The 25,616-nt window shown below is 70.4% G+C and carries 24 protein-coding genes, 1 tRNA gene and 1 pseudogene; 19 read left to right on the top strand and 7 right to left on the bottom strand.

What is annotated here, in order from left to right; all coding sequences use genetic code 11:
• Positions 1 to 404: 404 nt before the first annotated feature.
• From D473_RS0104720 to D473_RS0104710, 3 genes are all read right to left on the bottom strand, one after another.
• Positions 405 to 1,442 carry a DUF2157 domain-containing protein gene (locus D473_RS0104720; RefSeq protein WP_017607935.1) on the bottom strand — a complete coding sequence of 346 codons (1,038 nt, stop codon included), beginning with the start codon at positions 1,440 to 1,442 and terminating at the stop codon, positions 405 to 407.
• Between the two features lie 249 nt (positions 1,443 to 1,691).
• Positions 1,692 to 2,486 (bottom strand): SAM-dependent methyltransferase, encoded by a 795-nt coding sequence (locus D473_RS0104715; RefSeq protein ID WP_017607934.1) that lies wholly within the window; start codon positions 2,484 to 2,486, stop codon positions 1,692 to 1,694.
• Between the two features lie 338 nt (positions 2,487 to 2,824).
• Positions 2,825 to 3,190, bottom strand: a complete 366-nt coding sequence (locus D473_RS0104710) for a VOC family protein (protein ID WP_017607933.1) — start codon at positions 3,188 to 3,190, stop codon at positions 2,825 to 2,827.
• Positions 3,191 to 3,285: 95 nt separating this feature from the next.
• Here D473_RS0104710 and D473_RS0104705 point away from each other — a divergent pair, with 95 nt between their 5' ends.
• From D473_RS0104705 to D473_RS0104645, 14 genes are all read left to right on the top strand, one after another.
• Entirely contained in the window at positions 3,286 to 4,251 is a 966-nt protein-coding gene (locus tag D473_RS0104705) for a helix-turn-helix transcriptional regulator (protein ID WP_017607932.1), read from the top strand.
• A gap of 268 nt (positions 4,252 to 4,519) precedes the next feature.
• Positions 4,520 to 5,893 (top strand): MFS transporter, encoded by a 1,374-nt coding sequence (locus D473_RS24210; protein ID WP_083917912.1) that lies wholly within the window; start codon positions 4,520 to 4,522, stop codon positions 5,891 to 5,893.
• 319 nt (positions 5,894 to 6,212) lie between these two features.
• A complete protein-coding gene (locus D473_RS0104695; protein ID WP_017607930.1) occupies positions 6,213 to 7,046 on the top strand; it encodes an urea carboxylase-associated family protein in 834 nt (277 codons plus the stop codon).
• Positions 7,047 to 7,460: 414 nt separating this feature from the next.
• The gene (locus D473_RS27095; protein ID WP_017607929.1) at positions 7,461 to 7,625 is read left to right on the top strand and encodes a thiomuracin/GE37468 family thiazolyl RiPP peptide; all 165 of its coding nucleotides are present in this window, start codon (positions 7,461 to 7,463) and stop codon (positions 7,623 to 7,625) included.
• A gap of 331 nt (positions 7,626 to 7,956) precedes the next feature.
• Positions 7,957 to 9,309 (top strand): lantibiotic dehydratase, encoded by a 1,353-nt coding sequence (locus D473_RS0104685; protein ID WP_449406441.1) that lies wholly within the window; start codon positions 7,957 to 7,959, stop codon positions 9,307 to 9,309.
• A 146-nt stretch (positions 9,310 to 9,455) separates the two neighbouring features.
• Positions 9,456 to 10,391, top strand: coding sequence for a lantibiotic dehydratase (locus tag D473_RS0104680; RefSeq protein WP_026126605.1), 936 nt, complete (start codon positions 9,456 to 9,458; stop codon positions 10,389 to 10,391).
• The gene (locus tag D473_RS0104675) at positions 10,388 to 11,326 is read left to right on the top strand and encodes a thiopeptide-type bacteriocin biosynthesis protein (protein ID WP_017607928.1); all 939 of its coding nucleotides are present in this window, start codon (positions 10,388 to 10,390) and stop codon (positions 11,324 to 11,326) included. Before D473_RS0104680 ends, D473_RS0104675 begins: the two co-directional genes overlap by 4 nt.
• Entirely contained in the window at positions 11,326 to 12,435 is a 1,110-nt protein-coding gene (locus D473_RS0104670; protein ID WP_017607927.1) for a thiopeptide maturation pyridine synthase, read from the top strand. The genes D473_RS0104675 and D473_RS0104670 overlap by 1 nt, the downstream gene beginning before the upstream one ends.
• Positions 12,432 to 13,850, top strand: a complete 1,419-nt coding sequence (locus D473_RS24205) for a SagB/ThcOx family dehydrogenase (RefSeq protein WP_017607926.1) — start codon at positions 12,432 to 12,434, stop codon at positions 13,848 to 13,850. Before D473_RS0104670 ends, D473_RS24205 begins: the two co-directional genes overlap by 4 nt.
• Complete coding sequence (locus D473_RS0104660) at positions 13,831 to 15,810, top strand: YcaO-like family protein (protein ID WP_017607925.1); 1,980 nt, start codon at positions 13,831 to 13,833, stop codon at positions 15,808 to 15,810. The genes D473_RS24205 and D473_RS0104660 overlap by 20 nt, the downstream gene beginning before the upstream one ends.
• On the top strand, positions 15,803 to 17,779 hold the full coding sequence (locus D473_RS0104655) for a TOMM precursor leader peptide-binding protein (protein WP_017607924.1): 1,977 nt from the start codon (positions 15,803 to 15,805) through the stop codon (positions 17,777 to 17,779). Before D473_RS0104660 ends, D473_RS0104655 begins: the two co-directional genes overlap by 8 nt.
• A 269-nt stretch (positions 17,780 to 18,048) precedes the next feature.
• Complete coding sequence (locus D473_RS0104650) at positions 18,049 to 18,693, top strand: dienelactone hydrolase family protein (RefSeq protein ID WP_017607923.1); 645 nt, start codon at positions 18,049 to 18,051, stop codon at positions 18,691 to 18,693.
• A 144-nt stretch (positions 18,694 to 18,837) separates the two neighbouring features.
• Positions 18,838 to 19,065 carry a hypothetical protein gene (locus tag D473_RS27090; protein ID WP_152436770.1) on the top strand — a complete coding sequence of 76 codons (228 nt, stop codon included), beginning with the start codon at positions 18,838 to 18,840 and terminating at the stop codon, positions 19,063 to 19,065.
• A gap of 167 nt (positions 19,066 to 19,232) precedes the next feature.
• Complete coding sequence (locus D473_RS0104645; protein WP_017607922.1) at positions 19,233 to 19,829, top strand: methyltransferase domain-containing protein; 597 nt, start codon at positions 19,233 to 19,235, stop codon at positions 19,827 to 19,829.
• A 51-nt stretch (positions 19,830 to 19,880) separates the two neighbouring features.
• Here the strand turns inward: D473_RS0104645 and D473_RS0104640 are convergent, their stop codons facing one another.
• Both D473_RS0104640 and D473_RS0104635 read right to left on the bottom strand, forming a co-directional pair.
• The gene (locus D473_RS0104640; protein ID WP_017607921.1) at positions 19,881 to 20,753 is read right to left on the bottom strand and encodes a TrmH family RNA methyltransferase; all 873 of its coding nucleotides are present in this window, start codon (positions 20,751 to 20,753) and stop codon (positions 19,881 to 19,883) included.
• Positions 20,754 to 20,765: 12 nt separating this feature from the next.
• Positions 20,766 to 22,520, bottom strand: coding sequence for a TIGR03767 family metallophosphoesterase (locus D473_RS0104635; RefSeq protein WP_017607920.1), 1,755 nt, complete (start codon positions 22,518 to 22,520; stop codon positions 20,766 to 20,768).
• Between the two features lie 425 nt (positions 22,521 to 22,945).
• Here D473_RS0104635 and D473_RS0104630 point away from each other — a divergent pair.
• Positions 22,946 to 23,019, top strand: a tRNA-Pro gene (locus D473_RS0104630).
• Positions 23,020 to 23,143: 124 nt separating this feature from the next.
• On the opposite strand, the gene D473_RS28510 is transcribed toward D473_RS0104630, so the two are convergent.
• On the bottom strand, positions 23,144 to 23,275 hold the full coding sequence (locus D473_RS28510; RefSeq protein ID WP_338044133.1) for a hypothetical protein: 132 nt from the start codon (positions 23,273 to 23,275) through the stop codon (positions 23,144 to 23,146).
• Between D473_RS28510 and D473_RS28505 the strand changes: the two are divergent.
• Positions 23,274 to 23,375, top strand: a pseudogene (locus tag D473_RS28505) (DUF2637 domain-containing protein); the annotation flags it as partial. The gene D473_RS28510 and the pseudogene D473_RS28505 overlap by 2 nt on opposite strands.
• 90 nt (positions 23,376 to 23,465) lie before the next feature.
• Here D473_RS28505 and D473_RS27835 read toward each other — a convergent pair.
• A complete protein-coding gene (locus D473_RS27835; RefSeq protein WP_206539018.1) occupies positions 23,466 to 23,621 on the bottom strand; it encodes a hypothetical protein in 156 nt (51 codons plus the stop codon).
• A 75-nt stretch (positions 23,622 to 23,696) separates the two neighbouring features.
• Here D473_RS27835 and D473_RS27830 point away from each other — a divergent pair, with 75 nt between their 5' ends.
• The 3 genes from D473_RS27830 to D473_RS28655 all read left to right on the top strand — a co-directional run bounded on the left by D473_RS27830 (position 23,697) and on the right by D473_RS28655 (position 25,513).
• A complete protein-coding gene (locus tag D473_RS27830) occupies positions 23,697 to 24,107 on the top strand; it encodes a GlcG/HbpS family heme-binding protein (RefSeq protein ID WP_026126604.1) in 411 nt (136 codons plus the stop codon).
• 53 nt (positions 24,108 to 24,160) lie between these two features.
• Positions 24,161 to 25,006: an SDR family oxidoreductase gene (locus D473_RS0104615; protein ID WP_017607917.1), complete on the top strand. Its 846-nt coding sequence runs from the start codon at positions 24,161 to 24,163 to the stop codon at positions 25,004 to 25,006.
• Between the two features lie 147 nt (positions 25,007 to 25,153).
• Entirely contained in the window at positions 25,154 to 25,513 is a 360-nt protein-coding gene (locus tag D473_RS28655) for a PPC domain-containing DNA-binding protein (protein ID WP_083917910.1), read from the top strand.
• Positions 25,514 to 25,616: the final 103 nt, after the last annotated feature.

Genomic DNA, 25,616 nt, shown 5'->3' with positions numbered 1-25,616 from the left:
ATGAGAGGAGCTCTTGGCCGGAGAGGTCCTGCTCCAGGCGCGGGACCTGTTGTGCCGGCCAGTTCAGATCGATGGTGCGCTTGCCATCCGGTGCTGATATCTCCAACGTGGTCGGGCCGCGATGCGCTGTCAGAGTCTCGAAGGCCCTTCGGGCAACGGTGATCGGGGTGTTCATCTTGGCTCAATCCCTTTCTCGGAAAGGTGCAGAGCCATGGAGTCATCTTCGATCGGCAGAACATGAGCATCGTGCAAAGGTGCGTCTGCGCGTGTGTTTGTTGCTTACGCAACGCACCGCATATGCGTACGCAGATTGCATGTGCGATGGTTCTTGCCAAGAGGTGTTTCGTGGCTGTTTCCCGGCCGCGACGGGCGGAGCGCAGGAAGCGCCGGGAGCTCGGCCGGGGCTACGGGGCGTCCGGTGCCGCGCGGGGGCGGTCCGGTTCCGCGGCGGCCCGGTGGCGCAGCCGGATACCGACCGCACTGGCGACGAGCAGCACGGCGCCGGCGACGAGCAGGACACCGGCGGCCGACACCTGGCCGTCGGTGAGCTCCCAGACGAGCCGGGGAACGGCGATGGTCACGGTGACCACGCCGAACACGAGCGCCGAGCCGGAACCGCGAGCCCCCGAGTTCCAGAGAGCGAACAGGGCGAACAGGCCCGCCGCGGCAGCGAGCTCTGCGACATGGTTCAGCGGTGTCTGCAGCATCAGAGCACCCGTGTAGGCGGTGACCGCGCCGAGCCCGACCGCGGTGCCCTGCTCGCGCAGCACGCCCGCCACCGCGAGGGCGATCCCCAGTGCTCCGAGGAGGAACAGACCCGCACCGGCCGCGGTCGCCGCGGTCTCCCACGCTCCGACGGACTCCTGCACCGCCTCGTGCACCCCGAAGCCGACGAGGAACGCGCTCATGACCCACACGGCCACCAGGCCGGGTGCGGAACGCAGCAGCGCGTAGGCGGCTACGGCGACGACGAGCCCGGCGGCCGCTGCCCAGGTGGGAGAGCTCGGAACGAACCCGGAGGGCAGGACCTTCTCCACGGCCTCTGCGGTGGCGAAAGCCGTGGAGAGTGCTGCCAACGCGAACAGGGCACCGCCGATCCGGCGCCTGGCCGGGGCCGTCTCCGCCGACCGGCGGAGCAGGGCCGCTCCGCCGGCCATCCCGGCCCCCGCGGCGGCGAGCACGGCGGCGACCACCGCGAGCAGCGTGACCCGGACCCCGATATCCAAGACGTCCCATGCGGTGGCCATGAACGTGCCCACGGCAGCCAGCACGAGTCCGCCGCCGACATAGCCCAGTACCTCCGCCCAGCGGCCCCCCGTCCCGGAGCGCCCCTCGGCCGCCTCCAGGGCGGCGGCCACCGCGTCGGCCTGCCCGCGGTCGATCACCCCTTGTCCGACCAGCCTGGCCAACGCCTCAGCGCGGGTCCCATCGCGCGCCTCCATCGGGCACCGCCTTCCCCTCGTCTGCGAACTGCTCTCTGCCGCCCGCCCGGATCGCGGCGCGGTTGCCGCGGCGTCCCAGGGGGCCGGTATCCCCCATCCCAACGCAAAAAAGTCACGCTGCCCTGAGCAGGGATACTCAGAGCACCGTGTGAGGCCGACACGTGGCCGGCCCCGAGGAACGCCGGGGGCGGTCGATCATCGCCTGGACGAGCTCGAGGGCCGTGTGGCCGAGGGCAGAAAGGCACCCGGTCAGGACTTTCGGCCGACCCCGCCGTAGCCGTCCACTTCGGGCGGGGTGCCGAACTCGGTCTCCTCGCACCGCCAGCGGGTGACCGTGGTCAGGCCCGGATCGACCACTTCCAGCCCCTCGAAGAACCCTGCGATCTCCTCCTTGCTGCGCAGGTTGTAGGCCACCGCCCCGCTCTCGTTGTAGTCCTCCTGCGCCTCGACGTTGGCCTGGTGGCTGTGCGTTCCGTCGCTGATGATCAGGTGGCTGCCCGCGGGGAGCGCGTCCCGCAGGGTCCGTACGATGTCTTTGGCCCGTCCGTAGCCGGAGACGTGGGCGAGGACGCCGATGATGATCAGCCCGATCGGCTCGTCGAAATCCAGGCGCTCCCGGGCGGCGGCCAGGATCTCCTTCGGCTCCTCCAAACTCGCGTGGAGATAGTCTGCGTAGCCCTCTTCGGTACTGGTGAGCAGGGCACGGGCGTGGGTGAGTACCAAGGGGTCGTTGTCCACGTAGAGGATCCGCGCGTCCGGGCGCAGGGTCTGCGCCACCTCGTGGGTGTTGTCGGCCGTCGGCAGGCCGGTGCCGATGTCGAGGAACTGGCGGATTCCGGCCTCCTCTGCCAGGTAGCGCACCGCGCGGGTCAGGAAGGCCCGTGCGGCCCTGGCCTCTTGGGCGATCCCGGGGAAGGTCTCCAAGAACTTCTCCCCTGCTTCGCGGTCCACGGGGTAGTTGTCCTTGCCGCCCAGCCAGTAGTTCCACACACGGGCGGAGTGGGGTACGGAGGCGTCGATCGGGTGCTGTGAGGGGTTGGTCATACCGGCGAGGGTAGCCCCGCGAAGACGGGATCGCGCCCCGCGGAAGGTCCCTTTGCGGGCCAGACCTGTGGCAAGCGCCCGATTTCCGCAGATACCGGAGATGATCCCCGGCATCGCGTCGGGCGCCGTCCCCACCGTCTGGTCGCGCATCATCCAGGCCTGTCCCCCGTTCGCACTGATCGGCTCCCCCGGCGAGGAGGTGCGTGGCTTTCGAGCGGTGGCGCGGGGAGAGCAGCATTCGGGTGTGACATGTCTGAGCTCCTGGACCGGCCGAAGGGCCGACCAACGAATGTGGCCGACCCTTCGAGAACGAACACAGTGGGCGGGGTTCGTTCAGGTCAGTCCACCGGGGAGACCCGGATGAGGTTGCCATCGGGGTCCGTGATCACGAACGTGCGACCGAAGACCTCGTCGTGCGGTTCCTCCACGACGTGGACGCCCTTCGAGACCCAACTCGTGAAGGTCTCGTCAACTGCGGACGCCGGTCCGGGCACCATCAGTCCGACCTCGCACGTGCGCGGGGTGCTCGGGACCGCGTGCTCGCTGCGTCCTGTCCACAGCGCGAACAGGACGCCGGGGGCAACCTCGTAAGCCACGTAGCGGGGGCTGGTGAAGACCGGCTCGATTTCGAACAGGTTGCTGTAAAAGGCGGTGGCGGCCCCGGCATCGCGGACGTAGATCAGGAACAGGTCGGGTGCGGGCACAGAGCGCTCCTCCGATCGACGGGTTCTCGGTATCGCACCAGTGGACCGCATAAACATGCCAGGACCTGTCACCTTTTCTGCGAGGGTTGGTCGGCATGAAGGCTTCGAGGCTGCTGCACCTCCTGCTGCTCCTGCAGACACGCCAACGCATGAGCACCACCGAACTCGCCGAGCGTCTGGAGGTGTCCCGGCGGACCGTGCTGCGGGATGTCGGGGCGCTCTCGACGGCAGGTGTGCCTGTCTATGCCGAACGGGGCCGGAACGGCGGGATCGTCCTGCTCCCCGGAGCACGGCTCGACGCCTCCCAACTGGAACCCCGGGAGCTGGAGGCCCTCTCCGTTGCTGGCTTGGACAGCGCGCAGCGTGAGCGCTTGGGACTGTCTGCTGTACATGAGGCGGCCGCGCGCAAGATCGCCGCCCGCCAGAGCGCAGTGCCCGGGGCCCCGAACCTGCCGCGACTGGCGGACCTGGTCGTGGTGGACAGCACTGCGTGGATGGCGGGTCCGAGGGTGGAGGTGGACGTCGCCGATCTGGCCTCGGCGCTGCGCCACCGACGCCGGATGCGCATCCATTACCGGCGCAGCGCCGAGGGGCAGGCCTCGATGCGGGTGGTCGATCCGTACGGGCTCGTGGCGAAATCGGGCCGCTGGTACCTCGTTGCCGAAGACCAGGGCACCGGCCGGTTGTTCGCCCTGGAACGGCTCTCGGCCTACGAGACACTCGACGCGCCGGCCGCCCTCCGCCCGGGGCAGACCCTTCGCACCATGTGGGATGCGCTGAAGGAACGCACCGAGACACCAGGCCGGGTGCGCATGACCGTCCGTCTCCGGGAAAGCCGCCTCGACCTCGCTCGGCGCATCCTCGGTACCCGTATCCACGAGGTCTCCGACGCGGAAAACGGCTGGTGCACGGTCGTCGTCCTCTACCCCGACATCGAGTCGGTGCGTCAGCTCCTGCAGTTCGGCGACCACATCGAGATACTCACCCCGGAGACAGCCCGCGAACGCATCCGTCAGCTCGCCAGGGATCTGGCTGAAAGGCACTCGCCCCCGGACTCATGACCGGTAGGCGGCACACCCCACGGTCGGTCGCTGCCCCCGGTCAGTACCGGACGGACCGGGGCCGAGGGGTTCGTGCCGACCATGGCACCGCAGCGAGAGGACCTGTTCGCCGCCCGAGTTCCACACGGTGAGTGAGCCGAGCACCCCGAAATGCATGACTCCAGCATATGGGTGGACCCGTGGGTCCCGTTCCCGTGCGAACCCCGTGCGAACGGCATGAGCGGTGCTCTCGAGAGTGGGGGTGTTCCGATGAGGAAGGGGGCGTGCCATGAGCACCCCGCGTAGTGGTAAGGCGGGACCGGCGCAGTGGGCAGGGCTGGCTGTATTGGCCTTGCCGACTGTCCTCCTGGGCCTGGACCTCACCGTTCTGCACCTGGCCTTGCCGTCCTTGGCCGCGGACCTGAACCCCACCGGTACCCAGGAACTATGGATCGTGGACGCCTACAGCTTCCTGATCGCCGGTTTCCTCATCACCATGGGGACGATCGGAGACAGGATCGGTCGCCGTCGACTCTTGATGACCGGTGGTGTCGGTTTCGTCGCCGCCTCGCTCGCGGCCGCGTACGCTCCGACACCGGAGGTACTCATCGCTGCGCGCGCGGCCTTGGGCGTGGCTGGTGCCACGCTCATGCCGTCGACGCTCGCGCTGATCAGCAACATGTTCCATGACCCTCGGCAGCGGGCTTTCGCCATCGGGATGTGGGCGACCTTCTTCGCCGGCGGTATGGCGGCCGGGCCACTCGTCGGAGGTGTTCTCCTCGACTTCTTCTGGTGGGGCGCCGCCTTCTTGCCGGCGGTCCCCGTGCTCGTCCTGATGATGGTGCTGGCGCCGTTCCTGCTACCCGAGTACCGCGCGCCCCAGAGCGGTCGGTTCGACCTGTGGAGCGCGGCCCTGTCGCTTCTGGCCATGTTGCCGATCGTCTACGCGGTCAAGGAGTTCGCCAAGGTCGGTCTGAGCCTTCCGGTGGTCGTCGCCCTGTTGGCCGGCGTCCTCTTCTCCGCCGTCTTCGTGCGTCGCCAGCTACACCTCGAAAGTCCGCTGCTCGATATGGCCCTCTTCAAGAACCGGGCCTTCAGCGTCGCCCTGGGGATGATGCTCGCCGGCCTGGTCGGCGTGGGCGGCGTCCTGTTCCTCGTGGTCGGCGGTTTCTCCCTGGTGTATCTGGGACTGGGCGCGATCGCGGCGCTCGGCACGGACCTCGTGGTGGGGGCCGCTCCCTCGGAGAAAGCCGGGTCCGCCGCTGCGATGTCGGAGACCGTCCAGGAACTCGGCCTGGCGGCCGGTGTCACCTTGATCGGCAGCCTGTCGGCCGCCGTCTACGCCACCCGAATACAGGCCGGGAGTCTCGCCGGGCTGTCGACGGATACCGCCGAATCTGTGGAGACCAGCCTCTCAGGGGCCACCTCGGTCGCGGATGAAATTCCCGGGTCGGTACTGCAGCAGGCCCAGGAAGCATTCATCACGGGCCTGAACACGACGGGGTGGCTGGGCACGGTCGCCGTTCTCCTGCTCGCCGTGATCACCGGGTCGATGCTCAGGCACATCGGTGTTCTCACCGAGGAAGACACCGCAGAGGACCAGTCGGCACACAATCACACCACCGGTGCGGGGGGTGATGCCTCCATGGGTTCTACGCGATGAGCGCGGGCGCTTTCCACCGGCCCCCCGACCCGGATCGGGGAGGTCGAAGTGGCCCGAGGGGCGGCGATGACGGGAAGATCTGCGGACCGGAGGGCGGGAGGTCCTCCCGTGGGATCGAACGCAGAGCGGCCCTTCTCTCTATCCGCCCTCCGTTGAGCCGAGACCTCGGGGCCGCCGAGTTCGGGGCCGGGGCCGGGGAGGTGGCGCAGGGAGCGCGGGTCCCTTTTCCGGCCACGGCAACGGGGTACGTTCCCGGGTGCATCTGGTGTCTGGAGGGCGCGCCCAGGGCGTGGGTCCGTCCGGAATCGTGAGGGGCCCGTTGGGATCACCCGAAGCCGCCTACCAAGCCGGTGAGGGCAGCGCCCTCGGCGTCGAGACCGCCTTCTACGACCGGCTCGCCAAGCACACCGAGGACCGCGAGCTCGTGGAGCGTTTCGTGCTGCCGATCCGCTCCGGCCGGGCGTGGGAGGTCCCCGCCGGGTATCTGTGCCGGATCTCCACCCCGGAGGGGCCTCAGGTCGGGGACCTCAACATCTGGAACCGGTACAACCCGCGCGAGCGTCTGTGGGCCTCGCGGACCCGTCAGTTGCAGAGCGCGCACGTGAGCCGCCACGACCGGTTGTGGTCGACCCTGCCGTACTTGCGTCCTCTGGTGACGGTCACCGGAGACACCCTGGACCGGTACGGGACGGACGAGGAGGGCGGGCGGGTGCACGACCTGCTCGGGACCCGGTGCGACCCGTACGTGAACCGGATGCTGACCGGTGAGGACTTCGATCGGCACTGCCACTCGAACCTGACCCGCGCGATCCTGCCGTACGGGTTGACCGAGTTCGATGTGCACGACGTCCTCAACGTCTTCCAGTGCACCGGCCTCAACGACCAGGACCAGTACTTCATGAAGGCTTCGCCCGCCAGGCCGGGTGACTTCTTCGAGTTCTTCGCCGAGCAGGATCTGCTGTGTGCCCTGTCGACCTGTCCCGGCGGGGATCTCTCGGTCCCGCTGTGGGGCCCGGACGCCCGTGATCCGATCGAGGTGTGCCGTCCGCTCGGGGTGGAGGTCCACCGTCCCTCCCCGGCGCTCACGAAGGGGTGGAGCGTGCCGCCGACCGCCGCCTACCAGGGGCGGCACGGCCTCACCGGCCCCAGCTGAGGGCGTCGGCGGTCTCTCGCGGTTGACGAGTGTCGCGCAGTTTCCTCCCTCGTGGCCGGTGCCCTCATCCGAAATGAGAACTGCGCGGGAGCGCCGGTTGGAGCCGTTCCCCTGGGGCATGGTTTTTGTAGCGGAGGACGGATTGGACAGATGCGTACATACCCTCACGCATTTCACTCGGCCAGGAGCGGCGTCACCCGTTGCTGACTTTATAAAACCCCTGGCGGTCCCCATGTCCTGATGTGGCCAAAGCGAGGATTTTCCTTGCGGCTCCGACTCGGCCGTGGTTAATCTTTTGATGCGGTGATCGGAAAAGGGATTGTCCCCGACTGGGCCATGAATTTATGATTCAGTTTCCTGCCTCCGCTGCCATGGCTGAAATTGCATGTCATTGCCACAGGAAGGAGTCTCGTCATGAGTGAAGAGTCCACCGACTTCAACCTCGACGACATCCCGGCGGATGTCTTCGAGCTCAGCGACAAGGGGCTGACCGTGGAGTCGCTGACCAGCGGCCACGGCCTGGTCGAGAACGGCGCGTCCTCGCCCAGCTGCGGTTGCTCCTGCTCGTCGCTGCCGTAGTCAGCACGCTGCGGGGGCGGGGCGCCACGGTGCCCCGCCCCCGTGGTCTCCCGAAGCCCCATGGGCTCCCGAACCCGGCCCGGAGCCGACCGGCCGGCCCGCGAGCGGACGAAGGTGATCTGTGGTTTCCGATGCGTCGGAGGCGTCCTTTTTCGTGCGATTCTGCGGTCTTCCCGCCTCTGTTCTAGCTGAAATTTCAACCGGTTCGCACTGGCTCGTCGTGGAGGAGATCACCGCTCTTGATTCCGCCCTGGAGAGGGACGCGGAAGAGATCAGCGACCTCCTCTACGAAGTGATCGGGGAGAGCTCGGGTTCCGAGGTGAAACCGCAAATGGTCGCATTGCGTAGATGTGTCCATCGGAAGCGTTTCCCGGCGCGAGAAGAATGGTCACCGCAGATATCTGCCGCACTTCCCGAGCATGTGGCCTCACGGATCGAACGGTGGATGTGGCGCATGCGGCGGCGCAAGCAGGCCCACGCCGAACTCACGGCCGCCGTCGACCGCGGAACCGGCGAAGAGACGGCGCAGCTGATCCGGATCGCCTCCGCGCCGCTCTTCCAGCACGCCCTGGCCCAGGCCGGGCCCGCTCTGCTGGACGAGGTCCGCAAGGCCGCCGTGCGCGATCGGGGTGAACTCCGGCGGCGCACCCTCATCGGCCTGACGAAGTTCGTCTCGCGCGCGGCGACCAAGACGAGCCCGTACAGCACGTTCACGGCCATCGCGCGGGGGACGTGGACACCGACGCCCGACGGTGCCAGGAGCACCGCCTCCGCAGGGATCCGGTGCGTCACCGAACTCGACCGCATGGTCCTGGACCAGATCACGGCCGCGCTCCTGGCCGACGACGCCCTCGTCGCCGACCTCCGCGTGCGCCCCAACCCCAGCCTGACCACCACCGGTACGGGCCATCTCTTCCTCGGCCGCCGCCCCGACGAGTCTCTGGTCTCCCTACCTTTCTCCGCTGCGGTCGAGACCGCCCTCGAGCTCGGACACCAGGGCTGCACCGTGGCCGAGCTCCGGGCCCGCCTGGCGACGCTCTCCGGTGGGCAGGAGACGTCGGCGGCCGCGTACTGCCGCCGACTCCTGGATCTCGGGGTGCTCGAACACGTCTCGCCCGTGCCGGACCAGTCCGAACAGCCCTTGGCCGACCTGATCGGGTTCCTGGAGGCGGCCTCCGACCACGACCACGCCCCGCTCCTGGAGCAACTCCGGCGCTTGGACCGGACCGTGCGCCGTCCGGTGGCCCCGACCGACGTCGACGGCGTCCGGGGCCGACAACGAACCGCCGTGGCCGGGCTCTCCGAGATCGGCCGCACACTGGACCTGGACTGGCCCGCACCGGACGTTCTCGGAAAATTCGCCTTCCACGAGAACGCGGTCGTCCCCGACAGCGGACTCACCGCCGCCACATCCGAGTGGCGTCCCCTGCTCACCGACCTCGACGCCCTGCGGCGCTGGCTGGGCCTGCACGACCGGATGCTTCCTGTGCGGATCGCCCTGTCCGAGTACGTGCGGCGCCGCTTCGGTCCGCAGGCCCCGGTGGGACTGGTCGCTCTGCACGCCCGCCTCCAACAGGACCTNTCCAACAGGCCCTGGCCGCCCCCGCCGACGGCGATTCCGAGTGGCTCGCCCCGCTGCGCCCCTTCCTGCAACTCAGCAACCCGGTCCCGCAGGAGGTCCTGAGGGAGAGCCCGCTGCCGGCACTGCGCGACCTGTCCGCCCTCCGCAGGACCTCGCTGGCGACCGTCCTGTCCGGCCCGCGGCACGGCCAGGTCCTGCGGACCGATCCCGCGACCCTCACCGAACTGGTCGGCAGATGGCCCTCGTGGGTGAGCACACCGCGCTCGGTCGCCTGTTACGTGCAGCCCTACACCGCTCCGGACGGCCTACGGGCCGCCGTGAACACGGTCAGCGCCGGACACGGCAAGGGCCGGGGCCGGTGGGAGCGCCTGATCGGCCAGGCGGGAGGTTCCGACACAGGCGGTCCCGCGCACCTTGCCGACGCAGACGGCACCGTCCTGGCCGAAGTGGCCGGTGCCTTCGGCGTCTCCGTCAACCTGCGCACCCCGGTCGCCCCGTACGAGATCGACTACCCCTTCACCACCGGCACGCGGCCTCCGGAGCAGCGCGTGGCCCTGTCCGACCTCCAGGTCCGGCACCCGGGCGGTGCCGGACCGGCACAGCTGTGGTCGGCCGCACTCGACAGGCAGGTCGTACCGGTACACACGGGCATGATGGCCGATCCGCTCATGCCGCCCGCTGCCCGGCTCCTGTTGGCCGCGTTCGGCCAGTCCTACCTGCTCCATCCCAGCCTCTCGCTGCTCGGGGAAAGCGGTGCTCCGGGTCCGAACGGGGTCCGCTTCCTGCCCCGGGTCGAGGTCGGCAGGGCCACGATCCGAAGGGCCGAGTGGCACGCCCCCGCCGAGCAGGTCCCGCGTCGCAGCCCCGGGCAGAGGAGCGCCGACCATCTGATCGAGCTGGTCGGTTGGCTCAAACGCAACGGAGTACCGGACCGCTGCTTCGTCCGGTTGGACCCCACCGGCGCCGACTGGGCCGCCCGCGTGTTCGGCAAGTCCCGCAAACCCCTCTACCTCGACTTCTCCAGCCTGTCGATGGTCGCGGTGTTCGAGAACATGCTGCGCGACTTCTCCGGGAGCGTGCGCTTCGAGGAGGCGCTCCCGGACCCGGTCTCCCCGGAGCGCTATCCGGACGGCGACCCGCGCACACACGAGTTCGTCGTCGAAGTACCGGAGGGAGGGCGATGACCTCCACCGACCCGTGGGTGAGCGTTCACCTCTTCCACCAGGGTGAGCAGGACCGGCTCGTCCTCGACCTCGTCGCCCCCGTGGTCACCGAACTGCGTGAGCACGGCCTGACCGACCGCTGGTTCTACCTGCGGTACTGGAACGGCGGCCCCCACCTGCGACTGAGGGTGCTGGCCCGGACGGAGGAGGCCCGCGAGGAGATCCGTTCCGTCCTGGCCGCCCGCTGCACCGGCCACTTGGCCCGCAGCCCCTCGCCCGACCTCGTGGACCAGCAGACCTACCTGGAGCAGGCGCGCCGGTTCGGGGCCCTGGAAGGGGTGGAACCGGTGGAACGGATGTATGCGAACAACTCGGTGCATCTGCTGCCCTACACCCGTGAGCACGACCGCTACGGCCGGGGCGACTCACTCGAAGCGGTCGAACGGCACTTCTGCGAATCGAGCGACCTGGCCCTGCGGATCCTGGGAAGCCGCCCCGAACCCACGCAGCGCGAGACCACCGTGCTGACCTTCCTCCTGCTGTCGTGGTTCACCGCGGCCGAGGACGTGGGCGCCCTGGCCCGGCGCCAACTCGACCACGCCGCCGAACGTATCCGGTTCCACGGGCCGGAGAGCGCCGAGAGATCCGCCGACGCACTCTATGAGAGCAGCCGCGAGCGGCTCGAGCGGATCGCGGCCACCGCCGGACGGGTCGTCCGGGCCCGGGACCGGCTCCGCCCCGGCAGCCTCACCGACTGGGCACGGTCCGTGGGACGGATGACCGATGCCCTGCGCGTGTCCGGGCCCGGGGACGCCCCGGCGAGCACCACGGGCGTGGCGGACCTGTGCACCCACCTGTTCGCCAACCGGATCGGTGTCCGAATCGACGCCGAAGGATCACTGCGTTACCTGGCCGCCCGCGCGGTGACCGAGACGACCATGCCGGAGGAGGCCTGATGTGGCGCAGCTTCAACGTCCACCACTACGGGGACCGGACCGACCTGATCCTGGACGCCGTCCGGCCGCTGGCCGCACACTTGGCACCCAGCGTCCACGGCCACCACTACCTGCTGCACTGGCTGCGCGGGCCGCACGTGCGGATCAATATCGACGCCGACCCCGAGGTCTTCCAGACCCAGGTCCTCCCCGCGCTGAACGAGGCCGTGACCGCCTACATGGCCGACCGGCCCCGGCGGGGGCCGCAGGACCCCGACACGCTGCTGGCCCAGCACGCCAGACTCGCCGAGCTCGAACACGAACCCGGACCGATCTCACCCCTGCACCCCGACGGCCGCGTCGAGGAGGTCCCCTACGACCGGCGGCTCCACGTGCTCGGCAGCGCGGAGGCAGCCGACCTGCTCGCGGACTTCTACACGGTCTCCACACCGAACGCCTTCGACATGCTCGAACACGTGCGTGCCACCGGAAACCGGATCGCGCTCGCCTTCGACGTGATGGTCGCGACCGCGCACCACCTGTCCGGCATCGGGCTGGGCCGGTCCTTCGTCTCCTTCCGTTCGCACGCCGAGGCGTTCCTGTCCTGGTGGCCGGAGGCCGACGGGCTCCGTGAGGCCTGGGACCGGCACTACGCCGCGCACGCGCCCGCGCTCGCCGCACGGGTACGCGCCCTGACCGCGCCCCGGAGCGCGAACGAGGATCTGCCGCCCCTGGTGCACCGTTGGCTCGACACCGTCGGGCCGGTCGTGGAGCGCGGGACGAGGCTGATCGAGCAGGGCCGGATGTCGGTGGACCCGCCGTGGACGGGCCGGACCGCCGACAACGACGAGGAGGCGGCGCGGATGATGAGCCGGAGCCGGTTCCACGGCCGCCCCCGGCCCGAGGGGCCACCCGTGGACCGTGTCTGGTTCGACGGGTTCCGCCTCCTGCTCAACTACACCTACCTGCAGCTCACCCGGTTGGGCACGGCCCCGGCCGAACGGTTCCTGCTGTGTCACCTGGCCGCCAACACCGCCGAGGACCTCTTCGGGGTGCGGGCCGAGCAGGTCCGCCTGCCCGTATCCGCAGAGCGGGTCCGGGTCCCGGCGGCTTCGGAGGTGGCTCCGTGAGGACACGGACCGGATCCCGGCTGCGGCGCGCCTTCCGGCTGAGGGACGGCGTGCAGGCGGTGCGCACCCGCGTAGGGGAGACCGTTCTGGTCGTGTGGCCCCACTCCGAACGGTTGGGCACGCTCACCGAAGGACAGAGCGCCGTGCTGCGCGGCCTGGGCAGCGACCGCACGGTCGACGACCTGGCCGCCCTGTGCCCGGCAGGAGAGGCCCACGAGCTCCTCGCCCGGCTGGCCGCCGGGGGCTGGGTGATCACCACACTGACCTGCGAGGGCCGTGCCCTCTTCAGCTCCTGGCCGACATGGCCGGGGCGCCCCCGTGCCGTGGCCGCGGGCCCGACGGGGCGCCGGCTCTCGCGCCTGGCCTGGGTCCGCCGTGAGGGAGAGGACCACGTGGTGGAGTCCGCCGTCGCCTCCCGGCTGGTCAGACTGCACGATGAACGCCTCTTCGGGGCGCTCGTGCGTACCGGAGCCCCCGATGCGGTGCCGAGCGGTGTGCCGGCGGAGGCGGCCGCAGCCCTGTGGGACGAACTGGCCGGGAGCGGGCTCTTGGAGTCCGACGCGGAGTCCGAGGAGCTCCGGCTCGCCCAGTGGAGCCACCATGAACTGGCCTTTCACCACGGCAGCCGGCTGCGGTCCGAGCACACGACGGGTGTGGACTTCGGCGGTACCTACTGGGCCCGCGGACGGTTTCCGCCACCGCCGGGACGGCACCCGGTGTGGACCGGAACCCCGATCCCCCTACCGAGTCCGGATCTGGAGCGGCTCCGCGTCCAGGACCCGCCGCTGAGCGCGGTGGTCGAGGACCGCAGGTCCGTGCGCGCCCACGACGACGACCGTCCGATCGGCCTGCCGGAGCTCGGTGAGTTCCTGTACAGAACGGCCCGCGTCCGGCGTACGGCCGAGGACGGGGGACTCCAGGTCTCCAGCCGCCCGACCCCCGCAGGCGGCGGCTGCCACGAGATCGAACTGTACGCGGTGGTGCGCGTCGTGGACGGTGTGCCGGCGGGCATGTACCACTACGACCCGTACGACCACGTGCTGCGTGCGGTTCCTTCGTCCCCCGCCGCGGTGCGCGCCTTGATGGCGGCGTCGGCGGCCGGCATGGGCCCCGGCGGTGCCCCGCAGGTCCTGCTCGTCCTGGCGACGCGCTTCGGCAGGCTGGCCTGGAAGTACCGCTCGATGGCCTACGCCCTGACGCTCAAGCACGTGGGGGTGCTCTACCAGGCGATGTACCTCGCGGCGACCGCGATGGGGCTCGCGCCGTGCGCGCTCGGCGTCGGCGACCCCGACGTGTTCGCCGCGGCGACGGGCCTGGACGGCTGCGAGGAGACCAGCGTCGGCGAGTTCGCTCTGGGCAGCCTTGCGGTGCCCGAGCGGGGGAAGGGGGCCGCTGATGAGGCCGAGACTGCGTGAGGACGCCTACTTCGCCCCGGTGGAGGAAGGGGTGATGTGGCTGGGGAACAGGGGCTCCTTCCTGATGCGGGGCGCTTCGGTCGCCGCGGTCGTCCAACGCCTCGTCCCGCACCTGGACGGCCGGAGGTCGGTGGCGCAACTGACGGCCCCCTTGGCGGAGGAACACAGGAAGCTCGTCGTCGAACTGGTCGACACGCTGGTCCGGCTCGACCTCGTCCACGGCGCAGAGGACGGGCACGACGCACCGCACGATGCTGCGCGGACCCCGCCCGAGAACCCCGACCGCGCGTTCGTCGAGCACGCCACGGGCAGGGGCGCGGCCGGCCATGCCGCGTTCCTGACGGCCAGGGCGGTGGTCGCCGGCCCCGAGCGGCTGGTCTCCGAGTGCGCCGAGGTCCTGCGCAGAGCCGGTCTCGCGGACACGACCCCCGTGGCCCTGGACCTGGCCGTGGACCTGGGCGAGGACGGGGCACGGGAGCGGGTGGAGGACCTGGTGCCCGGGGCCGACGCCTGCCTCGTCCACGTGTTCGGGACCCATGAGAGGGCCCGGGCCGATCAACTCGCCCGGTGGTGCGGCGACCACGGCGTCGCGTCGGTCCAGGCGATGTGCGCCGCCGACGGAATCTACGTCCGGACCGGCGCCCCCGGGGACGGGCCGCGCTGGGCCTCGGTCCTGCGGCGGCTGCGCGGCGCAGAACCGACGGAGCATGCGGAGCGGGCAGAGGAATGGCATCTGCCCGAGCCGGGGCCGCGGATCATCGCGAACCAACTGGCCCTCGCCCTCTTCCTGCGTGTCACGGGCGCCACCAGCACCACCGGTCATCCGGGCCGGGGCGTGGTGGACCTCGTCCGTATCGATCCCCACTCGCTCGAACGCCACCCCCACAGGGTCCTGGAACACCCGTGGGACCGACCGGCGCGGCCGCGTTCCCGTGCGGAGTTCGCCGACGCGGTCCAACGGCTGCGTGAAGGAGGGCCCCTGCACGCCGAGGGGTTCTCCACCCGCGTCATGGACGCCGTCGACGAGCGGTTCGGACCGATCCGGCGCGTGAGCGAAGCCGATCTGGCCCAGGTCCCGCTGCGCCGCGCTCGCGCCGAGCCGGCCCCGGCCACAGGGGCCGGGGCGGTGACGGCGTCCGGCCCGGACTTCGCCTCCGCACGCCGCGCTGCGGCTCTGCGCGCCCTCGGCCGGTACAGCTCCCGGATGATCGACCCGCGCCGGGCCCACCTCACCGGACCCGGGCACGCCCGGCAGGATCAGGATCCGGAGCGCCTGCTCGACCTGCTGCACGCGGGCGAGGCGGAAGCGACCGTGTGGGGGATGCGCCTGACCGACGGCCGGCCCTGCCCGGTGGACGTGCGCTCCGTCTTCCCCGCGCTCGGCTCTCCTACCGGCCGCGACGGTGACCCCGTCGGTCTCGGGGCCGGCCTGGACTGGGCGGAGATGGTTGCTGACGGTCTCCTCTCCCAGGTGAGGGACCTGGCCGTCACCGAAGCCGTGAGCCACCGCCCCGGACCGTTGCCCGACCTGGTGTGGCCGGACGGCGACGGGCGGATCCGGCGCGGACGCCGTTTGCTCACGGCACTGGGACACGCCACAGCGGCGCTGGATCTGACGGGTACGACGGGCGTGCCGACCGTGGCGGTGGCGGTCGACGGCACGATCGCCGACGTCACCAGCCGCCCGCGCCTGTCCGACGCGCTCGGGGACGCGGTCCAGGGGGCGCTCTGCGCCGTACAAGCAGGGGACGTGGACCGCCACCCGGACTTGACCCGGCTCCTACGGCTGCGGGGGACCACCCGCCCCGGACCCGTCCCGCACGACCTCGCCGGTACGGACGCCGTGGTCGCGGCACTGGCCCGTACCGGACGCGCCCCCGTCCTGGTCCCGCTGGACCACGATCCGGAGGTGGCGCGGATCTGCCCCTACGTCGCAAATGTGGTGCTGACCCATGTCTGAGCCGCCCCCGCTCCTCACCGTCCTCGGCCAGGGCCTGCTGGCGAACGCCGTGCGCACGCGCCTCCTCGGTCCCGAGCCGCCGGAGCCCGCCCCCACGGAACGGCAGGCGCGGCCCGTGCCCGCGCGCAGCGGCCCCGTCGTCGTGGTCTCCGACAGCTGGTTGGAGGACCCGCTCGGTCGGGCCCGGTACGGGGGCTCCGGGGACGACGCCCCCGTCCTCCCGGTCTCGGCCGAGCTGGGGCACGTCGTGATCGGCCCGCTCACCTTCCCCGAGGAACCCGGCTGCTGGACCTGCGCCGAGTCGCGGCGCGAACGCAACCGCGAGGACCGCGAAGAGTTCAACGCCGTGTTCACCCGCCACCGGAAGGCCCTCACGACCCGGCCCTCCTCCTGGCTGACCACCTTCGCCTGCGACACCGTCGCCACGCTGGTGGAGGCCGACCTCCGGGCCGCCGCGGCGGGGGAGGGGCCGCGCACCCGGTCGGCTCTGGTGTTCGTCTCACTCGCGGACCTGTCCGTGCGCACGCATCGATTCCTGCCCGACCCGCTCTGCCCGGAGTGCGGCGTGCTCCCGGACGACACCGCCGAGTGCGCGGAGGTCACACTCACGCCCCGGCCCAAACCACACGCGGGCGCGTTCCGGCTACGGGCGGCCGAACGGGAGCACGAGGCGGTGACGGCGGCGTTCGTCGACAGCGAGACCGGGCTGGTTCCGCGCGTACGGACCGCGGACGAGGGCGGACTGCCCGTAGCCGTGGCGCCGCTGGCCATCCGGGGGACCACGGCCACCGAGTCCGGGTGGGGACGCAGCCACGACTACCGCTCGAGCGAGGCCACCGCCGTGCTGGAGGCCGTCGAACGGTGGGGCGGCCTCCAACCCGGGGGCAAACGGACCACGGTCCGCGCCGCCTATCGGGACCTTCGGGGCAGCGCGATCGACCCGAGGTCGCTCGGCCTCCACACCGGGCACCAGAACGGGTTCCCCTTCACCCCGTTCCACGACGGGCTGGAGCTGCGCTGGGTGTGGGCCCACTCCTTCGGCCGCGGGAGGCCCGTGCTCGTCCCCGAGACCTACGCCTACTACGGGGCGCACCTGATGCACACCGACGAGCCCATGCCGGTCTACGAGGTCTCCAACGGGTGCGCGCTGGGGGCGAACTGGGAGGAGGCGGTGCTGCACGGCCTGCTGGAGGTCGCCGAACGGGACGCCTTCCTCCTCGCCTGGTACGCGCGCAGGCCGCTGCCCCGCATCGCATCGGACTCGGCCCGCGACCGGCGCGTCCCCCTGCTCCGCGCCCACCTGGAGGAGGAGACCGACCGCGAGATCACTCTCCTCGAGACCACGGTGGAGCAGCGGATCCCGTGTGTGTGGGCGCTCGCCCGGAACCGGCACGGGGACCCCGGCCGGGCCGCGGTGGTCTGCGCCGGCGGCGCGCACCTGGACCCCGAACGGGCCGTGCTCAACGCGCTGCGCGAACTCGGACCGATCCTGAGCAGCCTCGACCGCGCGCTCGGCTCACGGCGTGAGCACGTGTCCCGGCTGGCGGCCGACCCCGACGAGGTCCGCACGATGGGGGACCACTCGCTGCTGTACGCCGACCCCTCGGTCTCGGGCCGGCTCGACTTCCTGCGCACGTCCACGCGCGAGCGGTCCCTGCCCGAGATGAGGGAGGCGAGCGTGAAGGTGTCCCCGGCCGATCTGACCGACGACCTGCGCGCCGCCGTCCAGCGTTACCTCGACACCGGGCTGGACGTCCTGGTCGTCGACCAGACCACCTCGGAGCACCGGGCGGCCGACCTGTCCTGCGTGAAGGTGATCGTCCCGGGCACGCTGCCGATGACCTTCGGCCACCGGAGGCGCCGGGTGCACGGGCTGCCCCGGCTGTACAGCATCCCCCGCCTGCTCGGCGACCCCGATCCGCCCTCGACCGAGGCGGACCTCAACCCTTACCCCCATCCCTTTCCCTGACCTGCGGCCCGAGCGGTTCTCATCACCCTGTCCCGTCCGGGTTCCCCTTCCGGCCGCGGTGCGCGGCGGTGCGCTCCGGGACCCGCGCGGCGCGTGGTACGGACCCGGGACACCGTACGGGAACGGAGCCCGCAGACCAGGGCCCGGCGGCTGGGCAGCGTGCGGCACGCGTGGGTAGGGCGGTGGAGGAGGGGCACAGAACCCTCCGTCCCGGCACCGCGTGGCCGGAACAGCCGCCGGCGACACCGCCGACCCCACGGGGGACACACATGGACGAGTACGAGGTCATCCTGCCGCTTCCCGGAGCCCGGCTCCCCGGACGGCTCGCTGTACCCGCAGGGTCGACGGGGGTCGTCGCGTTCGCACACGGCAGCGGAAGCTCCCGACACAGCGCACGCAACCGTGCTGTGGCCGCCGAACTCGAGGAAGCCGGCATCGCGACGCTCCTGTTCGACCTGCTCACGCCGGAGGAGGACGAGCACCGGGACCGACGCTTCGACATCGACCTGCTCACCGAACGCCTGACGGGGGCCGTGCACTGGCTGGGGGAGCGGGAACACCCCTCGGTGTCGCGCGTGGGCCTCTTCGGCGCCAGCACCGGAGCCGCAGCTGCGCTGCGCACCGCCGCCGACCACCCCGAGCTGGTCGCGGGTGTGGTCTCGCGGGGCGGCCGCCCCGACCTGGCCGGAGCCTCGGCGCTGTCCCGGGTCCAGGCCCCCACGCTGCTGGTGGTGGGCGGCGGGGACACCACCGTGCTCGGCCTCAACGAGGAGGCGGCCGCCCAGCTGGCCGGGCCGCACCGGACGCACGTGGTGTCCGGCGCCACGCACCTGTTCGAGGAACCCGGGGCTCTGGAGGAGGTCGCGGGCGCGGCCGTCGACTGGTTCACGGAACATCCTCTGGAACACGGGTAGGGAGACTTCCCGACCGGTTGTCGGGTCGGCGACCGAACACGTCCGCGTGTGGCCACAGGGAAACCGCAGGTGAACCAAGGTGCAGGTGGTGGGAGCCGCACCGGGCGCAAGCGAACGGCCGACCACGCTTCGGGGGAAGCACACATGCGTTCGTTCGCTACCACCGCCAGGCTCGCCGGCCTCGCAGCGGCCACCGCAGCACTCATGGGCGCCGGCACCGCCGTCGCCGATGACCGGCCCATCGAGCCGGCCGAGGCCCCGGAGAACATGGAGCGCCCCTGGCCCGAGTACGCGGCCGGAGGAGTTCACCGAAGGGCTGTCGGAGGCGCTCCTGACCTACCGGGCCAACCGCGGGCTCGGCGAGCACGGTGAGATCGGGGAGGGGCTGTGGGGCCGCTTCTCCGACGCCCAGTTCGCGGCCGGGCCGCGGGCGGGCCCACCTCTGCCTGCATTCTTGCCGGGTCGGCAAGAATGTTTTCCCTGTGGCTCCGTGGTCGGCCAGGATGAGCGGGAACGACGCACCGACGACGGGAGAGACCGTGGACGAGCAATTCTGGGACCGGATGTACAGCGACCGCGAGCAGCTCTGGAGCGGCCGCCCCAACGGGGCCCTGGTCACCGAGGCCGCAGGCCTGGAACCCGGACACGCCCTCGACGTCGGATGCGGCGAGGGCGGCGACGCGCACTGGCTCGCCGAACACGGCTGGACCGTCACCGGCGTGGACCTGTCCCGTGTCGCGCTCGAGCGCGCACGCGAGGTGTGCCGGGGACGGTCCGTGGAGCTGCGCCGACAGGACCTCGCCCAGGAACCGCCGGAACCGGCCTTCTACGACCTGGTCTCCCTGCACTACTTCCCGCTCCTGCGCGAGAAGGACCACACCGCCCTCCTCGGACTGGTGGAGGCCGTCGCGCCCGGTGGCACACTGCTGGTGGTCGGCCACGACATGAGCGACCTCCAAGGACACGAGGGCGGGGACCACGACCCGGCCGACTACTACCAGCCCTCGGAGTTCGCCGGGTTCCTCGGCGAGGGGTGGACCATCGAGGCCGACGAGGTCCGACCCCGCGTCGACGCCGCACCCGAAGGCACCGGCCACGTGAACGACGTCGTCCTCCGCGCCCGGCGCGCCGCCTGACCCCGCCCCACCTGCGGAGGTGCCCCCACCCGCTCTCCGGGCCGGGGCGCCTCAGGCGGGGCCGCGGTCGTGGCGCCGCTGCCGCGAGGCCTCGTACAGCACCACCGTGGTCGCCGAGGCCGCGTTGAGCGAACTGGCCGTCCCGCCCATGGGGATGTGCACCAGGCCGTCGGCCTCCTCGCGCCAGCGGTTGCTCAGCCCGGCCGTCTCATTGCCCGTCAACACCAGGGTGGGCCCTCGCAGGTCCTGCTCGGCCAGCTCCACCGCGCCGTCCTCGTCGGTGGCCACCAGACGCAGCGGCACACCCCCGGCGCGTACCTGCTCCACCCAGGACAGCACCTCCCGGGCCGAGGACACCCGCACCACCGGGAGAGAGAACAGCGACCCCGTGCTCGCGCGTACGGACTTGGGGTCGTAGGCGTCGGCGGCGTGCCCGCCCACGATCACGGCCGACCCGCCCAGGGCGTCCACCGAACGGACCACCGAACCGATGTTGCCCGGGCTCGTGGGACGGTCCAGCACCACACCGAGGAAGTCCGGGCCCACCCGGACCCGCGACAGGTCCTCGGCCGGGGTCTCCACCTCGGCCAGCAGCTCGGGTGCCTCCTCCTTGTCGCCGAGTTCGCGCATGAGCTCCTCGGAGACCGCGTAGCGCGTCGCACGCACCGACCGCAGCATCTCCTCCGCCCAGTCCGACAGGCGCCCCTCGGCCCGGTACAGCCAGGAACGCACTCTCCACCCGGCCTCGACCGCCAGGGAGATCGGCCGCACCCCCTGCACCAGGATCGCCCCTGCCCGGTGCCGCTTCGTCCGGTTGTGCAGCAGCGTCTCCCACTGCTGGAACGTGGCGTTGCGCGTGGTGACCCGTCTGTCGCCGGCGGGCCCCGGGGGACGGCGGTCGCGGGAGGGGCGTGATCTGGTCATAGGGATCGGAGATTACCAGTGGGCGGCCACCAGCAGTTCCACGTTCCGGTCGGTCTCCGAACCCAGGTTCGCGGCGTCTGCGTGGATGTCGTTGAGGGAGAGCTCCCGGTACAGCGACGCCAACCCCGCGGGCGAGAAGTCCCCGTGGTCGACCTGGTAGGGGCTGTCGGCCTCCAGCAGGGTCGTGAACAGCGACATCGTCCCGTCCTGGTTGTCGACCAGCTCGATGCAGCGCGCCAACTGCGGGTGGTCGATGTGCGAGGCGGTGTTGATCTCCCAGAACCCGCGTTCGGGACGGTCGGAGGTGTGCGCCCGCACGGTGTTGGCGTGCGTGTGCCCGTTCACCCACGCCAGCACGTTCGGGTACCGCTTGAGCATGCCCACCAGGATCCCGCCGATGTAGCGCACCTCCCCGGGCCGGCGGCTGTCCGGCAGCGGGTTGTCCATGGTGTCGCTCGTGTGGTGGCTGAACAGGATGAACAGCTCGTCGGTCACGTCCTGGGTCTGCCGCCGACCGAGCAGGTCGTAGTAGGTCGAGCTCGCTGCCCGCAACGTCTGCTCCAACCAGTCGAACTGGTGCTTGCCGATCGAGCCGTTGGCGAGCCCGGCCAGGGTCGTGGTGTCCAAGCTGACACCCGTGACGCCCTCGGCGACCGTGAAGGTGTAGAAGCAGTCCGTGCCGTCGGCGTTGGCCTCGGTGAACCCGTGCCCGACCGGCCCGGGGCCGGTGTTGGCCCCGTCCAGGTGCGCTGCCACGAACCCCTCGGTGTCGAAGGGCGCACGCCGCTCGTCCGGGGTCACCGTGGAGACCAGCGTCGTGGAACCGGAGGTGTCGATCTCCTCCTGCTGCTCCACCTCGCCCGGCAACTCGCCCACCTGGTCGGGGTCGGCCTGCGCGGCCGCCGCCTGCTCGGCCGCTTCCCCTTCCGCGAACATGATCTTGCGGTCGCCGGTGAAGACCTCCGTCAGCAACCCCGCAGGCAGGGTGCCGGACGGGGTGTTGTCGTGGTTGCCGATCGTGCAGTACCAGGGCACGTCCAGACCGGGCGCGGTGAACTCAGCGATCGCCGCCTCCAGGAACCCCGGCAGATGCGGGAACCCGGCCCCGCTCTTGTACCGGTCGGCCCTCTCGCTCTCGGGCTGCCAGTACAGCTCCGACCCGCAGTTCTGCACCCCCTCGAACCCGGACGGGTCCCCGGTGTTGGGCGTGACCGAACCGCCGTTGAGGATCCCCATGAGCCAGTCCAGCTCGATCTGCTCGTGGTTGTCGGTGTTGTCGCCCGTGGTCATCACGAAGTCCAGGGCCCGGCCGGTCACCGGCCCGGCCCGCAACGCGTTGACCCGCTGCACCAGGGCCGAGGCGCCGATCTGAGCCAACGCCTCCTGGGGCCGGTGCGCGCCGGTGCCCAGGATCGGGTGGGTGTACTCGAAACGCACCGGGCTCTGCACGTCGATCACGTGGGTGTCGGTGAACTGCACGAACGCGGTCAGCGCGGTGCGCCGCTCGTCGCGGCCGGGATCGGCCGCCACCAGGTCCTCACGCACGTGGATCGGCCACCCGGGGCCGGAACCGAGCAACCGGTATCCGTCGCCGACCGGGGTGGCGACCTCGGCGAGGGTCGTGCCCTCGGGGTCGGTCACGCGGTCCAGCGTCCGTCGCATCAGACGGTCGTGGGCCGTGGCGGACACGGGCAGGGACGGCAGGCTCAGGGCCAGGCCCAGGCCTGTCCCGGCGGCCAGGAAGCCGCGACGGTGCAGGAATGCCATGCGGGGATCCTCACGGCCCCGAGCGGGGCCGGCAGGGGACGGGGGCAATGGACATTCAAGGCGAACCGGGCCCGCCCGGCAACGGGTGGCAGCGCCCTCCGTGCGGCCCCGACGCGGGGCCGCGGAGGGTCTCTGGGTACGATCCCGGGTTCGGCGTTTTCCGGGCCGGGTGTGTACAGGGCCGGCAACCGGCAGTGATGGCACCGGGTCCACCGGGGGTTCGACCGCGTGTTCCTGGGCGTTCGCCCGGTCCTGGGGGAGCGGTCACCAACGTGAGAGATTTTCACGTCTGGCCGGATGCGGCCACGACAGAATTGGAACGGATGGGACACGGGCGTCACGAGGTCAACGTGACTGGTCCGAGCGCCCCCGCGAGTGCGATAGAGTCGGGTCTTGTCGGTCACCGCACACGGTGCGGTGACGGCCGGGACGTAGCGCAGTTTGGTAGCGCACTTGACTGGGGGTCAAGGGGTCGTGGGTTCAAATCCCGCCGTCCCGACACAGAGGCAGCAGGCCATCGAAGGGTCCACCATCCGGTGGGCCCTTTTCTGTTGCTCAGGTGGGGTAGAAGTGGGGTAGCACCGGGCCAGTGGGTTCTCAGCCCAGGTCGTGCAGGATCTCGTTCATGGCCGTTGCTCCCGCAGGACGTCGTGCCGCTCCAGCGGGGTCCCGTTGCGTGTGCAGAAGGCCAGGTCGTCGTCCTGCCACAGCTCGCCCGCGACCAGGCGCTCGCGCGCCTGTATCGAGAGCCACATGTACGAGTTGGCGTTGCGCCCCGGAGAACCCGAGTGGCGCGCGGCCCTGTTCCCGCTGCCTGTGGACGGGATGATCGTGGGTGCGTCCATGACGCTGCTCAGCGACGTCCGGAACGGCCGCATGGGAGGGATGCTGCCGTGGTCTTTGTCGTTCATCGGTTCGGGCTCCTCCCGTTCGGCACTTCGCGTTCTACGGCCGCACATCCACGATCGGTTTCCAGGAGAAGCAGTCCTCACTCGGATGGCAATGCGACCTGGACGAGGATGGGAAGTCGGCTCGTTCGAGCGCGCCGCCGTGGCGCATCGGCGTCCAATGCGGAGTGTCGATGTCGTTGATAAAACTCATGATCTCAGAGTAAAGAATTGCCAACCTTTTCATGGTGCCTTGACCGGTGGTGGCCGTGGACTTACGGTCCAACCCATGGAGTCCATGACAACGGTCGGTCTCGACGATGCCATGCGTATAATAAACGCGGGAATAGTTAAATCCAAGGAAATTCATTCCCCGAGCAATATCGCCGTGGCCGATGCCGGAGGGAACCTTACGGCACACGTACGGATGGACGGCGCGCAACTCGGTAGCATCGAACATTCGATCAATAAGGCGCACACGAGCGTGCTCTTCAGGAAACCGACCGGGGATCTGGCCTCGGACTCCCAACCGGGAGGGCAGTTCTGGGGCATGGCGTTGTCGGGCAGCGGGCGCGTGCTGGTGTTCGCCGGCGGTCTGCCCTTGTTCGCCGACGGCGCGCTCGTAGGAGCGGTAGGGGTGAGCGGGGGTTCGCGAGAACAGGACAGCGCTGTGGCCGAAGCGGCTTCAGCCGCCCTCTGACCCCATTCCGGCACGGCCTTCAAAGAATCCACCGACTCATCGAAGGGAACACCATGACCGGAACGATCCTCATCACCGGGGCGGGTACGGGTTTTGGCAAGGAGATCGCTCTGAGGCTCGCGTCCCAGGGGCACGACGTCATCGCCGGCGTCGAGATCATCGCGCAGGTCAACTCGCTCCGATCCGAGGCGGAGGCGCGCGGGGCGGGCCTGCGCGTGGAGAAGCTGGACGTGACCGATCCCGACGACCGGAAGCACGCCTGGACGTGGGACGTCGATGTTCTGCTCAACAACGCGGGTGTCTCCGAGGGCGGATCGACCGTGGACATCCCCGAGGACCGGCTGTTCCGGCAGTTCGACGTCAACGTGTTCGGCCCGGTCCTGCTCACCCAGGAATTCGCGAAGAGGATGGCGGCACGTCGGAGCGGCAGGATCGTCTTCATGTCCTCGGTCGCGGGGCTCACCACGGATCCGTTCACCGGTGCCTACTCGGGTTCCAAACATGCTGTGGAGGCCTTCGCCGACGCGTTGGACCAGGAACTGGCCGAGTTCGGTGTCACCGTCGCAACCGTCAACCCGGGGCCCTTCCTGACGGGGTTCAACGACACCATGTTCGAGGAGTGGAAGACGTGGGGCGACGACCCGTCCCAGCGCCTCTTCGACTATTCCGAGTTGTCCTTCCCCCATGAACAGTACGATCCAGAGCCCGTCTTCGAGACAACGATCAAGGTGCTGCTCGGCCAGGACACGCGCTACCGCCACGTGCTTCCCGAGGAGATGGAACCCGCGGTCCGCCAACAGGTCGAGGGCTTCTGGGAGCGCGGGCTCAACGACGGAAGGCGCCCGGAACTGGTGCAGAAGGCCTACGACATCGCCCCCTACACGTCCGTCTCCTCATGAGCCTGCCCCGCGCCCGTCCGGAAGGGGCAGAACACTGTGAAGGTCACCCGACTGCTCGAGGAGAACGGGCTGCGCGCGCTTCTGCTCGTGGTGGACAAAGGCGACGAGGCATTCGAGTAGGCCACCGGCTTCGCCGAGCGTGAGCGAATCACGGCGGCGGGTCTGACGGCGATCGGTGCTGCTCGTAGCGCGACGCTGGGCTACTTCGACCCGCAGGTCTCACAGCAGCGCTGCACGAGTTTCGAGGAGCAGTTGGAGTTGGCCTCGTGCGCGGGCGATATCGCCGACCACAACGGCGAACCAGCGCTGCACGCCCACATCGTGCTCGGCAGGAAGGACTCCGCCGCACTCGCGGGACACCTGCGCAAGCTGGTCGTCTTTCCGACGATGGAAGTCGTCCTCACCGAGACACCCGCACATCTGCGAAAGCGCGTCGACCCTCGGCATGGTCCTTCTCTTGGCGGGAAGCGACTGTCCGCACCTCGTTGCGCTGGGGTCGTTTCGTAGCTGTGTCCCTTGTCGGCCGTGACTTTGCGCATCGCTGCGGACTATCGGGAGGATCCGTATGCCCAGGAACAGGACGAGCTTCAGATGAGGTCCGGAACGCGGG

Origin of the sequence: Nocardiopsis xinjiangensis YIM 90004 (genome assembly GCF_000341145.1) — a bacterium.
Taxonomy (GTDB): Bacteria; Actinomycetota; Actinomycetes; order Streptosporangiales; family Streptosporangiaceae; genus Nocardiopsis; species Nocardiopsis xinjiangensis.
Note: the sequence above shows the minus strand (reverse complement) of the source record. Positions and strands in the feature narration are given on the sequence as shown.